11 protein-coding genes are annotated in these 12,401 nt (G+C 65.4%); 10 read left to right on the forward strand and 1 reads right to left on the reverse strand.

Annotated elements, in window-relative coordinates:
- Positions 1-38 precede the first annotated feature (38 nt).
- From AB4Z01_RS19360 to AB4Z01_RS19375, 4 genes are read left to right on the forward strand one after another with little or no spacing between them, the layout of a single operon-like run.
- Complete coding sequence (locus AB4Z01_RS19360; protein WP_441696305.1) at positions 39-1,352, forward strand: methyltransferase domain-containing protein; 1,314 nt, start codon at positions 39-41, stop codon at positions 1,350-1,352.
- The gene (locus tag AB4Z01_RS19365; RefSeq protein ID WP_441696225.1) at positions 1,349-2,158 is read left to right on the forward strand and encodes a glucose-1-phosphate cytidylyltransferase; all 810 of its coding nucleotides are present in this window, start codon (positions 1,349-1,351) and stop codon (positions 2,156-2,158) included. Before AB4Z01_RS19360 ends, AB4Z01_RS19365 begins: the two co-directional genes overlap by 4 nt.
- A complete protein-coding gene (locus AB4Z01_RS19370; protein WP_441696308.1) occupies positions 2,158-2,811 on the forward strand; it encodes a PIG-L deacetylase family protein in 654 nt (217 codons plus the stop codon). The genes AB4Z01_RS19365 and AB4Z01_RS19370 overlap by 1 nt, the downstream gene beginning before the upstream one ends.
- A 41-nt stretch (positions 2,812-2,852) precedes the next feature.
- Positions 2,853-3,395: a YdcF family protein gene (locus AB4Z01_RS19375; protein WP_441696226.1), complete on the forward strand. Its 543-nt coding sequence runs from the start codon at positions 2,853-2,855 to the stop codon at positions 3,393-3,395.
- Between the two features lie 21 nt (positions 3,396-3,416).
- Here the strand turns inward: AB4Z01_RS19375 and AB4Z01_RS19380 are convergent, their stop codons facing one another.
- The gene (locus tag AB4Z01_RS19380) at positions 3,417-5,939 is read right to left on the reverse strand and encodes a glycosyl hydrolase family 28-related protein (RefSeq protein WP_441696228.1); all 2,523 of its coding nucleotides are present in this window, start codon (positions 5,937-5,939) and stop codon (positions 3,417-3,419) included.
- Between the two features lie 395 nt (positions 5,940-6,334).
- On the opposite strand from AB4Z01_RS19380, the gene AB4Z01_RS19385 reads away from it, so the two are divergent.
- The 6 genes from AB4Z01_RS19385 (at position 6,335) to AB4Z01_RS19410 (ending at position 12,356) form a co-directional block, all read left to right on the forward strand.
- Positions 6,335-7,423, forward strand: a complete 1,089-nt coding sequence (locus AB4Z01_RS19385; RefSeq protein WP_441696230.1) for an MraY family glycosyltransferase — start codon at positions 6,335-6,337, stop codon at positions 7,421-7,423.
- Positions 7,420-8,616: a glycosyltransferase family 4 protein gene (locus tag AB4Z01_RS19390; protein WP_441696231.1), complete on the forward strand. Its 1,197-nt coding sequence runs from the start codon at positions 7,420-7,422 to the stop codon at positions 8,614-8,616. The genes AB4Z01_RS19385 and AB4Z01_RS19390 overlap by 4 nt, the downstream gene beginning before the upstream one ends.
- Before the next feature lie 40 nt (positions 8,617-8,656).
- Positions 8,657-9,934 carry a hypothetical protein gene (locus tag AB4Z01_RS19395; protein WP_441696233.1) on the forward strand — a complete coding sequence of 426 codons (1,278 nt, stop codon included), beginning with the start codon at positions 8,657-8,659 and terminating at the stop codon, positions 9,932-9,934.
- On the forward strand, positions 9,931-10,542 hold the full coding sequence (locus tag AB4Z01_RS19400; RefSeq protein ID WP_441696235.1) for a hypothetical protein: 612 nt from the start codon (positions 9,931-9,933) through the stop codon (positions 10,540-10,542). The genes AB4Z01_RS19395 and AB4Z01_RS19400 overlap by 4 nt, the downstream gene beginning before the upstream one ends.
- 23 nt (positions 10,543-10,565) lie before the next feature.
- Positions 10,566-11,159 (forward strand): serine O-acetyltransferase, encoded by a 594-nt coding sequence (locus AB4Z01_RS19405; RefSeq protein ID WP_441696237.1) that lies wholly within the window; start codon positions 10,566-10,568, stop codon positions 11,157-11,159.
- 66 nt (positions 11,160-11,225) lie between these two features.
- Positions 11,226-12,356 (forward strand): NAD-dependent epimerase/dehydratase family protein, encoded by a 1,131-nt coding sequence (locus AB4Z01_RS19410; RefSeq protein ID WP_441696239.1) that lies wholly within the window; start codon positions 11,226-11,228, stop codon positions 12,354-12,356.
- The last annotated feature ends 45 nt before the right edge of the window (positions 12,357-12,401 follow it).

A 12,401-nucleotide genomic window follows, 5' to 3' on the forward strand; every position in this document is an offset into this window, starting at 1 on the left:
ATCGGAGCGGATGCAAGCGGCGTTCATGGAGACTGAGGATGAATGTTCAGCTACTCGATACATCACGTGACGCGGTCGACGGGGCATCCGTGGCGCAGCGAGATCACTCCGCCCGGTGTCGCCTCTGCGACAGCCCGCTCGAGCATGTGTTCGTCGACCTCAGATCCTCTCCGCTCTGCCAGACCGTTATCGCTCCGGGGCAGCTCGATGAGATGGAGCCACATTTTCCGCTCAACGTGCTGGTGTGCGGCGACTGCTTCCTGGTCCAGCTCAGGGAGTATGTGAGCCCGGAGAACATCTTCCGCGAATACGCCTACTTCTCGTCTTACTCGACGAGTTGGGTCGCCCATGCCAAGGCCTATTGCGACATGATCCAGCAGCGGCTTGGGCTGGGCCCCGAGAGCCTGGCCATCGAGATCGCCAGCAACGACGGATACCTGTTGCAGCACTTCCTGCCGCTCGGCATTCCCGTGCTCGGGGTCGAGCCTGCGGCCAACGTCGCCAAGGTGGCGATCGACAAGGGCATTCCGACCTGTGTCGACTTCTTCGGCCAGGAGCTTGCCGACACGCTTGTCGCGGCGGGCAAGCAGGCGGACCTCATCATCGGCAACAACGTGCTGGCCCAGGTCCCCGACCTCAACGACTTCGTCTCGGGGCTGGCCCGGCTGCTGAAGCCGGAGGGAGCGATCACGCTGGAGTTCCCGCATCTCGAGCGGCTGATGGCGGAGAACCAGTTCGATACGATCTATCACGAGCACTTCTCTTACTTCTCGCTGACCACGATCGAGCGAATGGCGGCCAAGCACGGGCTGCGGCTGATCGATGCGGAGGAGCTTCCGACCCATGGCGGCTCCCTGCGCGTCTATCTGGCCCATGCCGCTTCGGCCCGGCCGACCGCCCAGAGCGTCCCGGATCTGCTGGCCCGCGAGCAGCGCCTGGGCTTTCGCGACATTGCGACCTACGCCTCCTTCGCCGAGCAGGTCCGCCAGACGAAGCGGCGGCTCCTGTCTTTCCTGATCGAGGCGAAGGCAGCGGGCAAGACCATCTGCGGTTACGGGGCGCCGGGCAAGGGCAACACGCTGCTGAATTACTGCGGTATCGGCACCGATTTTCTCGACTTCACGGTCGACCGCAACCCCTACAAGCAGGGCCACTTCACGCCGGGCATGCGCATCCCGATCCATCCGGTGGAGGCGATCGACGCAGCCAGGCCCGACTACATCCTGATCCTGCCTTGGAACCTCAAGGCGGAGATCGTCCAGCAGATGCGCCATGTCGCCGAATGGGGCGGGAAGTTTATCGTCCCGATTCCCGAGGTGGCGGTCATCGATCCGAAGGATTTGCGCTCATGAAAGTCGTGCTGTTCTGCGGTGGCTTGGGCACCCGCATCCGGGAATACTCCGAGAACGTTCCGAAGCCGATGATTCCAATCGGGCATCAGCCGATTCTGTGGCATGTCATGCAGTATTATCGGCAATACGGGCATGCCGACTTCGTTCTCTGCCTGGGCTATAAAGCCAATATAATCAAGGATTTCTTCCTCAACTATCGGCCGCAGAATTTTGCCGACTGCGTTATCTCGGGGTTCGGCACCAATGTCGAGCTGCTGAGCGAGCCGGACAAGGATTGGCGCGTGACCCTGATCGACACCGGGATCTGGCGCAATATCGGCGAGCGGCTGTGGGCCGTGCGGGAGCAGGTGCGGGACGAGGAGATCTTCCTGGCCAACTACAGCGACGGCCTGACCAACTGTGATCTCGACGAGATGGTCGACCGCTTCAAGCAGAGCGGCAAGATCGCCTGTTTCATGGCCGTGCGGCCGCCGCTGACCTACCATCTGGCGGATATCGACAAGGATGGCGAGGTGCATGGCATCCGCAGTTCCGACTGCTCCGACATCTGGATCAACGGCGGCTACTTCCTGTTCCGGCGTGAGATCTTCGATTTCATGCGCGAGGGCGAGGAACTGGTGCTGGAGCCGTTCCGGAGGCTGATCGAGGCGAACCAGCTCATGGCTTACAAGCATGAAGGCTTCTGGCGCTCGATGGACACGCTGAAGGACCGGCAGGCGCTCGAGGATCTGGTCGAGCAGGGCAAGATGCCGTGGCGCGTGCCGCACCCGGCCAAGGACAAAGCCAAGACGCTGGTGCTGGCCTGATGCGGGCTCTGGGTCTGGCTCGGCCGGGCGAAAGCCTGACCGTCCTGTGCCTCGGCGCGCATTCGGACGACATCGAGATCGGGGCAGGGGGCATGCTGCTGTCGTGGATTGCGGCTGGAGTCCGGCTGCACGTCCATTGGTGCGTGCTCAGTGCCGCCGGTCCCCGCGCAGCTGAGGCAGAGGCATCCGCCTCGGCCTTCCTTGCCGGCGCGGCCAGCACCGCCATCGAGCTCGCCGAGTTCAAGGACAGCTTCTTCCCGTATCAGGGCGGCGAGATCAAAGCCTGGCTTTCAGGGCTGAAGGCACGCATCAGCCCGGATGTCGTTCTGACTCATCGCCGGGACGACGCGCATCAGGACCACCAGGAGACCTGCCGGTTGACTTGGAACGCGTTCCGCGACCACCTCATCCTCGAATACGAGATTCCGAAATGGGACGGCGATCTCGGCCAGCCGAACCTCTACATGCCTCTCGCATCAGAGATCCTGGAGCGGAAGATCGAGCTGCTTCTCGCGCATTTCGGCTCGCAGCGGTCCAAGGACTGGTTCGATGCCGAGACGTTCCGGGGGCTGGCCCGTCTGCGCGGCATGGAAAGCCGGGCGCCGGAGCGCTATGCCGAGGCCTTCGTCCAGCGCAAGGGGCTACTCGGTTGACATCCCGATCGAGGCGGGTCCGCCGCATCCTTGTGGCGATCATGCTGGTCGCGCTGGTCAGCGGCGGCGCCGTGGCCGCGGCCTTCAAGGTTTCCGAGCCGCTGCTCGTCGTCCGCACCGCGCTCGGGCCGGCCGACGTCATCGTCGTGCTTGGCGGCGACGGACCGGCCCGGGCGTGGCAGGCGGCAGGCCTCTACCGACAGGGGGCGGCGCCGAAGGTCCTCGTCACCGGATTTGGCGACTGCGAGAACATCCGGCGCTATATGATGGACCAGGGCGTGCCGGGCGATGTGATCCAGATCGAATGCGCGGCACGCAGCACTTGGGAGAACGCGGTGTTCTCGGCCCCGCTGCTGTCGGCGATGGGAGCACGGCATGCCATTCTGGTCACCAGCTGGTTCCACACCCGCCGGGCGCTGGCCTGCTTCCGGCAGCTGGTGCCGCAGGTGGAGTGGATGTCGGTGCCGGTCGAGCGCGGCGAATCCTATCGTCAGATGCTCGGCAATCACCATGGCCTCTCAGTCCTCGCCGAGTACGTCAAGATCGGCTGGTATTCCGTCCGGTACGGTGTGGTGGCGTTCTGAAGCGGCCCGTCCGGCCCGGGATCAGCGGCGTGTGACCGCTTCGACCTCGAAGCCCTTGAAGGTGTTGCCGGTGTCGATCACGGTCGCTGTTCCCGGCCAGACCCGGCCGCGCGATCCGGTATAGGGGGCCGAGCCGCGGGCGAAATCGTTGTCGCGGAAGATCATGCCGGCGATCGGCGTCGGCTGGCCGGAGGCGATGTCCTCCGCCTGCGGATCGGTCTCCACCATCACACCGCCATAGGCGTCGGTGAAGCGATTGCGCTCGAACACCTCCATGGCATAGGCACCGGCTTCATAGCCTTGCCAGGTCACCACATTGATGCCGGCATGGGCCAGCCGGTCTCCGTGGTTGTTCCGGAAGACGTTGCCGAGATGACCGACCGCGCCCTCTTTCTCCGTCTTCAGGTATTTCGTGTAGGCGACCAGTCCGTCATAGGATTCGCTGATTTGGTTGTTCACCACCAAATTGAAAAAGACGGGGTTTAGCGCTCCGTGACCCAGAGCCCAGAGCTCGACCCCGCCACGCATACGGGTCATGATGTTGCCGTCGACAACGATGTCCGCCGAGTTGCCGTAGAACTGAACTCCGCAAGAGGCCGTGTTCTCGCTGGCATAGAAGGACTTGCCGTCCAGCCTGTTGCGATAGACGACGGCGTGCACGGCCGCATTGACCACCACCAGCGTGCTGCTGGCATCCGGTACCAGCGCCCAAGGTCGGTCGAGGCGCAACACCCGACCGCTCTGGTCGTAGTCGACGATGCGCCGGTGCTGGCCGGCGCCCCGGCCGGCTACGACCATCACGTCATTACCGGCCTTGACCCCGTCAGCCTCGGGGTCGATGCCGTTGGGCGCCAGCGTGGCCGTGTCGGGACCGGCCGAAAGAACCGTTTCAAACCCTGCGGTGCCGAACTGCTCGAACAGGATCTGCTCGCCGGTATTAGGGTCGAAGTCGGTCCATTCGGGCCTGGGTGGTGCCAGGTTGGTGGTGGTGTTCTCCGCGATGAAGATGTCCCGGGTTCCGCGAACCTGGCCCCCTTGTGAGACGAAGAAGCGGCCCTCCGCGGTCCCCTCCGGGCGCGAGGAGTCGAAATCCTCCGCGTGGTTTCCGATGATCGAGATCTCTTGTCCACCCCGCGCCAGGATGGCGGCCCGGGCCCGATAGGTGAGGCGGAAGCGGCTGTTCTCGACCAACACCTGCTGCGCCGTGCCCAGGGTGCCGCGGCTGCCAACGAAGTCGGACTCCGCCACGCGCACATCCTGCGACCCGTCAACGTTGAAGTAGCCGGAGGTCGCGGCACGGATGCCGACGCGGTCGAACCGCAAATGGCTGACGAAACGAAGATAGACCGCTGCGAAATCCGGATCGCCGTGACGCTCGGGCAGCTCAAAACCGAGATCAGAGATCGCGACGCTGTTGCCAGCCTTGTCCCCCTCGGCATAGAGCAGGGCATCCGTCCGCGGATCTGGTGCTTTGTCGGAGGGTGCCGGGATGGCACGGATGATGGAGCGGTCGCTTCCCTCACCGACCCAGGCGACCCCGTTCGGTGGCACGAGGCTGCGGCCGGTCATGTAGATGCCGGCCGGGAAGCGGACCGTGGCGGGAGCTTGGGCGTGGGCCAGGTCCAGAGTGGCTTGGATGCTCGCTGCGTCGTCTGTCCGGCCGTCCCCCTTCGCCCCTTGATCCCGCACGTCGAAGACGCGGGCCGCCTGGCCTGCCCAGGGCGAGGGAGCGAGGGCGAGCGCGACCGGGCCGCTCCAACCGAACCGGCCGCCATGGCCATTGTGCGCCCAGAGTTCGTAGGCGCCATCCGCCAAGTCTGGGGGAAGCGCGAAGTCGATGCGGTACGGGCTGACGGCCGTGACCTGGAGCCAGCGCCCGGCGGAGCGGCCGAGCGGCTTCAGGTAGATCGCCCCATCGGCCGTTCCGTTGCCGCGGCTGAGATTCCGACCGTAGAGAGACGCCGCTCCGCCCGGCTGCGCCGGCTGTGGTCCGGCCCACCACGCCTCGGTCCGGTTGATCGCAACGGGCGCCCCGACACCTTTCGCGTTCGAGGGCCATACGAGATACATCGACCAGGGCGGCAGGTCGCTCGGCAGCAGAAAGGTTGCGGCCAGCCCATTGGCCGCCTCGGGCGGAATGCCGGCAGTCAAGGTCGGACCGGCCCCACCAGCCTGCGAGAACACGCGGATTCTCGCATTGGCCCTGAGTCCGATGCCGCTCAGAACCATCATTTCGTCCGGCCCGGCGGTTTTTGAGGCCTCGGCGATGCCGGGAGCGTCGGGCGACAGGGCGAGCAGCGGCGGCTCGAAGCCACCGAACCCGGCGGGCAGGGCAGGTTCCGGATCGGGAATCGGGAATCCGAAATCAGCCGGCACAGCGGGGGCGGGAATCTGGCTTTCTGCGGGAGCGAAGCCGGCGCCGGCCCATGCGACAGCAAGCAGGGTCGCCAGAAGCCAGAGCTCGATCAAATGAAGCCATGCGCCGCCGGTCCGGCGGGCCGGCACACCGCCGGCGGATCTCGTCAAGCCAGTCCGCATGGTCATCAGCCTCTCGGTCGAGCCGGCTTGTTTCGAACGGTCGGGGAACGACGCATCGCTTTCGCCCTGGGCCGTCCAGGGTAGCCACCCCGTCGACCTCCGCCAGTTGTCCTTTGAACGGGCCGGCCTCCTGCGGAAGACGAAGCTTCGCGGCGGGCGTAGCGCGGCTATGGGACGAACTCGCCCTACCGGTCGAGGGGCGTCGCCGCACCCTGCGTCCAAAGATTATCGCCGAAGCATCCGAATTGGCCTTCCGGATGGAGAGCCCTCCCACTTTGTCCAGATCGAACGTAGCGGGGGGAGTTGCATAGAGTCGGCGTGGGTGACCGTGGGGGTTGCCGTTTCATCAGGCCTTTGTGCGCCGCCCCGGCGAACGATGCGATTTCATGAGAGAGGGCGCGATGCCGACTCTAGCCGCCCATTTGTTGAACGGGTTTCTTCTCGCGGTGGTTCTGGTCGTCTGGATGCAGCGGATTGCTCCAAGGCTGGGGATGGTCGATCATCCGACCGCACGCAAGGCGCATGAGGGCGTGATCCCGGTCTGCGGTGGCTTGGCGATGTTCGCCGCGTATGTCATCGGGACATGCGTGCTGGCCCCGCCGCTCAGGGCCCCCTGGTCCTTCATCGGCGCGCTCGCGATCCTTGTTGCCGTCGGCGCCCTCGACGACCGCCTGAACCTGCGCCCCATCTTGCGGCTGATCGCCCAGTCGATGGCGGCGGTCGCCATGGTCGCTCTCGGCGGACACATGATTGGCAATTTCGGCAGCGCCTTCCTGGACGCCCAGACCGTCGAGGCCGATGCGATCCTTTCGGCGCTCGTCTTCTGCGTCACCGTCCTGTTCGTGGTCGGGCTGACCAATGCTTTCAACATGATCGACGGACTGGACGGGCTCGCCGGCGGAACCGCCGCCTCGGCGCTGTTCTGGCTGGCGCTGATGGCGTCATTCCTCGGGCGCGGCGAGCAGGTCATGCAGCTGTTCCTGCTGCTGGCCGTGGTCCTGGGTTTCCTGGTCTTCAATATGCGGCATCGCTGGCGTCCGCGCGCGCTCGTGTTCATGGGTGATGCCGGCAGCACGATGCTCGGTGCCGCGATCGCCTATTTCATTGTCGACCTGTCTTCGGGGGCGCAGCCGACGGTCCCGTTCCCCATCCTCCTCTGGGTCTGCGTCATTCCGATGGTCGATACGCTCAGCCTGATGATCCGCCGCCTGCATTCCGGCCGCAGCCCCTTCTCCCCGGATCGCCGGCACCTGCACCATCTGATCCTCGAGCGGGGCCTCAGCCACGCCTCTGCGACCGGGGTGATCGTCGGCGTGTCCATTCTGCTCGGTGCGATTGCCTATGTCGGCACCGTCTTCGCCGTCTCCGACCAGCTGCTGACGGTGGGCCTGCTGCTTCCGGTCGTCGTCCATTCCCTCTTCGTCTGGATGTCGGTCCGGCGGGCGCGCCTGCTTCGGCCGATGGCCCCAACGCAGGAGCGGCTCGGATGAGGCTCGCTTATTTCGGCTTTCCCCATATCGGCGGCACCTATTCCGTCTTCCGGCATCTGCGCGCGGGCCTCGCCGGCGCCGGGATCGAGTTGCGCTGGTTGGGCTGCGGCCCCAAGGCACACGCGGCGGCGGACAATCCGATGTTTCGCGCGGAGATGGCCCTCGGCAGCACGGTCGGGCGCCCTGAGGACAGCGACTATGCGCGCACGCAGGCGATGGTGACTGCGATCGAAGCGGAATTCGATGGCGTGTTCGTCAACGTCCTCGCCGATCGCGTGCAGACCAACGCCGTCCGCTATCTGGATCCGCGCATCCTCCGGATCATGGTCGTTCACAACATCACGCCGGGGACTTACGCCGCGGCCCGGGCAATCCGCGACCACGTCCATGCGACGGTCGGGGTGTCGGCGCGGATCCAGGCCGATCTCGTGCAGCGATACGGCTTTCATCGCGACCGGACCGTCACGATCCCGAACGGGATCGATGTGGCCGAGGTGGCGGCGCAGCGGCCCGCGCGTTCGCAATGGGGGCTCCGTCTGCTCTATCTCGGGCGGGTCGAGGACCAGGCCAAGGGCGTCTTCTGGCTGCCGCGGATCTGCCGCGACCTCCCGTCTTCCGTCACGCTGACGGTGGCCGGCGACGGACCCGACCTGGCCAGGCTGAAGTCGCGGTGCGCGGGGCTAGGGCGCCGAGTCCGATTCCGCGGCGCCGTGCCACCTGCCCACGTCGGGACGCTTCTGGCCGAGCACGACGTGCTGCTGATGCCCTCGCGCTTCGAAGGGTTCCCGGTGACGCTGGTCGAGGCGATGGCCGCCGGGTGCGTGCCGGTGGCTTCCCGCCTCCAGGGCGTCACCGATATGGCAATCGAGGACGGCGTCAATGGTTTTCTCTTTTCTATCGGCGATACGCGCGGCGCGGCGCGGGCGATCGTCCGGCTCGCCGAAGACCGGGCCTTCCTGGTGGCGGCGTCTGCCAGGGCGAGCCGGAAGGCGCGCGAGCAGTTCGGCGTCAGTCTCATGGCCGAGCGCTATCGCGACCTGATTGACGGCTTGCGGTACTCGCAACCCACAGTCGCTCCACCGCTCGGCCTCGCGGGCTGGCGGCTGCCGCCAGGGCTGAGGCCGGGCATCAGGACCTATCTGCCGATATCGCTGAAGAACGCGCTCCGCACGCTGCGGGAGCGCCAGGCGTGACGATGCCGGATCCATCCGCGGCAATGCACTGGCTGCTGCCATGAACTGGGTCGTGACCTGGCTGCTCGTCGCCCTCGTCGTCTGGATGCTGCTTGCCGCGGCGACGCGTCCCGGCAAGATCTACGAATTCCCGTTCCTGGCCGGAACGATGACCTTCTCTTTCATCCTGCCTCAGTTGCCAGGCTTGGCGAGTGACCCGTTCCTGCCGCCGGAGTCCTATCAGCACGCCATCATCTTCACGATCATGTGCATCGCCATGTGCCGGATTGGGTGGATGCCGAACCGGCCGGTGATGCGGGCTTTCCAGTGGCGGTTTGACGAGAAGCGGCTGCTGATCGTCGCGGCACTGCTCTCGGCAATCGGTGCCTATTTCTATCACAAGCTTGCCGAGATCCCGATCGACGAAGCGGTATACACGATGTTCACCGGTACGAACGTGGTGTTTTTCTTCTTCTCCAAGCTCCTACGCTACGGTCTCTGCATCGCGCTGTTGTGCTTCTTCCTGCGACCGTCCTGGCCCGCACTGGTCATAGCCCTGATCGACACGGCGCTCTACCTCGATCGCATCGTGATGACCGGAAAGCGCAGCGAGACGACGCAACTGGTCCTGATGTTCGCCATGGCGGTCTGGTTCCTGCGGCGCAGGTCCATTCCGCACATCCTGTTCCTGAGCTGGATCGTCGTCGGAACGGTATTGGCGAGCGCGACGCATGATTATCGCGAGATGAGCCGTCGCACCAATGACAACCCTACCTTGTCGAGTCTGTCCGAGATCTCGCCGATCGAGAAATTCGAGCAGATGTTATCCAAGGGCGGTCCGGAGATGCGTAACGCAATACTGAGAATTAACGCCATGGAGCGGAACATGGCTTTCGATTTCGGCTCGATCCATTGGGATACCCTGGTCTGGAATTTCGTCCCGCAGCAGCTGGTCGGCCCCGAGCTCAAGGAATCGCTGTATGTCGGAATGGAAGAGGAACAGATCGATCGCAGCTATGACCGGCCGACCGGCACATCCGAGACCGGAATGACCGACGCCTTCGCGTCGTTCTGGTGGTTCGGCTCGATTAAGTTCTTTCTCCTCGCCTATTTCATGAGCCGGCTCTATGGCGCCGCCATGGCCGGTCACGCCGCGCCGCAGATGTTCTACATGCTGCTGGCGGTGCCGGCGATGAACTCGATTTCGCATTACACGCAATGGGTCGTGTCGGAATGGGTTCACGTGGCCGCATTCCTTATCCCGTGCCTGTTATACGCCCGAATCCGTGCGCCCGCCGGGCAGCCTGCGGTCGCCGCCGCGATCGTGAGAGCATCATGAAAAGCCTCGAAACAGCGCGGCTGGAGCCGTTGCTCGGCGGTCCGACTTTCGCCTTGGGCGACCGGTTGCGACGTTTCGCCTGGTCGATCTGCTGGGGCCTTCTGGGCGCCTGGACACCGCGGCCGTTCCACAGATGGCGGCGCCTGGTGCTCCTGGCCTTCGGGGCGCGGATCGATCCGACCGCGAGAGTCTACGGCCAGACATCGATCTGGTGGCCGCCGCATCTCACCGTCGGCCGGCATGCCGTCATCGCCCCGCGGGCGATCTGTTACAACGTGGCGCCGATCACGATCGGCGACTTCGCCATGGTGTCGCAGGGCGCCCATCTGTGCACCGGCACGCATGATGTCGACGACGACCGGTTTCCGCTGCGTGCGCGGCCGATTCTCGTGAGCGCCCAGGCCTGGGTGGCGGCTGAGGCCTTCGTCGGACCCGGCGTGACTATCGGCGAGGGCGCGGTGCTCGGGGCGCGGGGCGTCGCGTTCCGAGATCTGGATCCCTGGACGATCCATGCCGGCAATCCAGCCCGCCTCATCCGATCGCGGAGGCAGATTGCGCCGCCGGAGCGCCCTCGCGGCGGTCCGTCCCGGCCGCCCGCTGAAACCTGAACCCAACCGCCGGCGAGGGCATCGTGCCGAACTTCTGGCAGACACTGACGGACGATCTCGAGGCCAACACCGGCAGAAGAGGACCGCTGCGCGGCGTGCTGGCCTATCTTTACCACCCGGGCTTCTGCACGATCGTGAACCACCGTCTCTGTCACCGTCTGACGGAGCTGGGGCGGGTAGGGGCGGGCGCCGCGGCGGTCCTGCATCGGCTGAGCATCTTCCTGACCCAATGCTATATCGAGCCGAGCGCGACCATCGGCCCGGGGCTGGGCCTGCCGCATGCCGTCGGTGTCGTGATCGGACAAGGAGTCCGGATCGGGAGCCACGCGGTCATCTACCAGAATGTCACCATCGGGGCCGGGAAGCCGAACGGCAGTTCGTACCCCGTCATCGAAGACGAGGCCGTGATCTGCGCCAACGCGGTCGTCATCGGCGACATCACGATCGGCCAGGGCGCGTTGATCGGGGCCTTGTCGCTGGTGCGGTCCGATGTTCCTGCAGGATGCGTCGCCGCAGGCAATCCGGCCCGTATTCTGCCGTCCGGTCCGATCCTCTCCCGCGGCGCGGCGGCGCTTCAGGCTCCGGTACCCATGAAAAGTTCAGCACGAGCGGGATGACGGCCCGGCCTGGCCGACGCCGTTAGCTGCCCGCCAGGAGCGGGCATCAAAGCAGGGGTGTTCCGAATGCGGTATTTCGTTACAGGCACGGCCGGCTTCATCGGCTTTCACTTGGCCCGCTTGCTGCTCGCCCAGGGCGCCTTCGTCGTTGGCTATGACGGGTTGACGCCCTACTATGATGTGAGGCTGAAGGAGCGGCGCCATGCCATCCTGGCCAAGAGCCCGCGGTTCCAGCCCGTGATCGGCCTGCTCGAGGACGCCGGCCGGCTCCGGCAGGCGGCCTGCGAGGCAGCGCCAGATGTCGTCATTCACCTGGCGGCGCAGGCCGGGGTTCGCTACAGCCTGGAGAATCCACGCGCTTACGTCGATTCCAACCTCATCGGCTCCTTCAACCTGCTGGAGGTGGTTCGAGAACTCGAGGTTCGGCATCTGATCGTGGCCTCGACCAGCTCGGTCTACGGGGCGAATGCGAAGATCCCATTTACCGAGGTCGATGGAGCGGATGAGCCGATGACGCTCTACGCCGCCTCCAAGAAGGCGGGAGAGGCCATGGCGCACGCCTATTCACACCTCCATGACATTCCGACCACGGCCGTCCGCTTCTTCACGGTCTATGGCCCGTGGGGCCGGCCGGACATGGCGCTGTTCAAGTTCGTATCGGCGGCGCTGCGAGGGGAGGCGATCGACGTTTACGGCGATGGCCGCATGGAGCGCGATTTCACCTATGTCGAAGATCTCGTCGAAGCCATTGCCCGCCTTGCCGACGTGGTGCCGGTGAAGGGAAGGCCGGTGGTCTTCGAGGGGGGCAGGGACAGCCTCTCGGCGGTTGCGCCATTCCGGATCGTCAATATCGGTGGTGGAGCACCGGTGGGGCTGCTGCCGTTCATCGACACGATCGAGCGTCATCTCGGGGTCCGGCTGGTCCGGCGTATGTTGCCGATGCAACCGGGCGACGTGCCAAGAACCTTCGCCGCACCCGATCTGCTTGCGGCACTGACCGGCTACGTCCCGCGGACGCGCGTGGATGCCGGTATTGCCGCCTTCATCGACTGGTTCCGGGAATATTATGGCGGGCCGGATCTGGCGGCTCGCAGCGCGAATGCACGCCGTTCGAAACCGGCCGGGAGGTCTCCTCGGAACACCAAGTCTCGGGTCTCGAGACCGGTCGCGGCCATGGTTGATATCGAATCGGCCTGAGGGCTGGTGTCCCGCCGGCGACGGCCGGCGGGACAGGGCGCGTGC

It is taken from the genome of Inquilinus sp. YAF38 (genome assembly GCF_052113205.1).
In the GTDB taxonomy this organism is placed as follows: domain Bacteria; phylum Pseudomonadota; class Alphaproteobacteria; order DSM-16000; family Inquilinaceae; genus Inquilinus.

What these genes read in the sequence shown, in the direction of transcription:
- AB4Z01_RS19360 (WP_441696305.1), top strand. Translation starts at nt 39, where the DNA reads ATGAATGTTCAGCTACTCGATACATCACGTGACGCGGTCGACGGGGCA.
- AB4Z01_RS19365 (WP_441696225.1), top strand. Translation starts at nt 1,349, where the DNA reads ATGAAAGTCGTGCTGTTCTGCGGTGGCTTGGGCACCCGCATCCGGGAA.
- AB4Z01_RS19370 (WP_441696308.1), top strand. Translation starts at nt 2,158, where the DNA reads ATGCGGGCTCTGGGTCTGGCTCGGCCGGGCGAAAGCCTGACCGTCCTG.
- AB4Z01_RS19375 (WP_441696226.1), top strand. Translation starts at nt 2,853, where the DNA reads ATGCTGGTCGCGCTGGTCAGCGGCGGCGCCGTGGCCGCGGCCTTCAAG.
- AB4Z01_RS19380 (WP_441696228.1), bottom strand. Translation starts at nt 5,939, where the DNA reads ATGACCATGCGGACTGGCTTGACGAGATCCGCCGGCGGTGTGCCGGCC.
- AB4Z01_RS19385 (WP_441696230.1), top strand. Translation starts at nt 6,335, where the DNA reads ATGCCGACTCTAGCCGCCCATTTGTTGAACGGGTTTCTTCTCGCGGTG.
- AB4Z01_RS19390 (WP_441696231.1), top strand. Translation starts at nt 7,420, where the DNA reads ATGAGGCTCGCTTATTTCGGCTTTCCCCATATCGGCGGCACCTATTCC.
- AB4Z01_RS19395 (WP_441696233.1), top strand. Translation starts at nt 8,657, where the DNA reads ATGAACTGGGTCGTGACCTGGCTGCTCGTCGCCCTCGTCGTCTGGATG.
- AB4Z01_RS19400 (WP_441696235.1), top strand. Translation starts at nt 9,931, where the DNA reads ATGAAAAGCCTCGAAACAGCGCGGCTGGAGCCGTTGCTCGGCGGTCCG.
- AB4Z01_RS19410 (WP_441696239.1), top strand. Translation starts at nt 11,226, where the DNA reads ATGCGGTATTTCGTTACAGGCACGGCCGGCTTCATCGGCTTTCACTTG.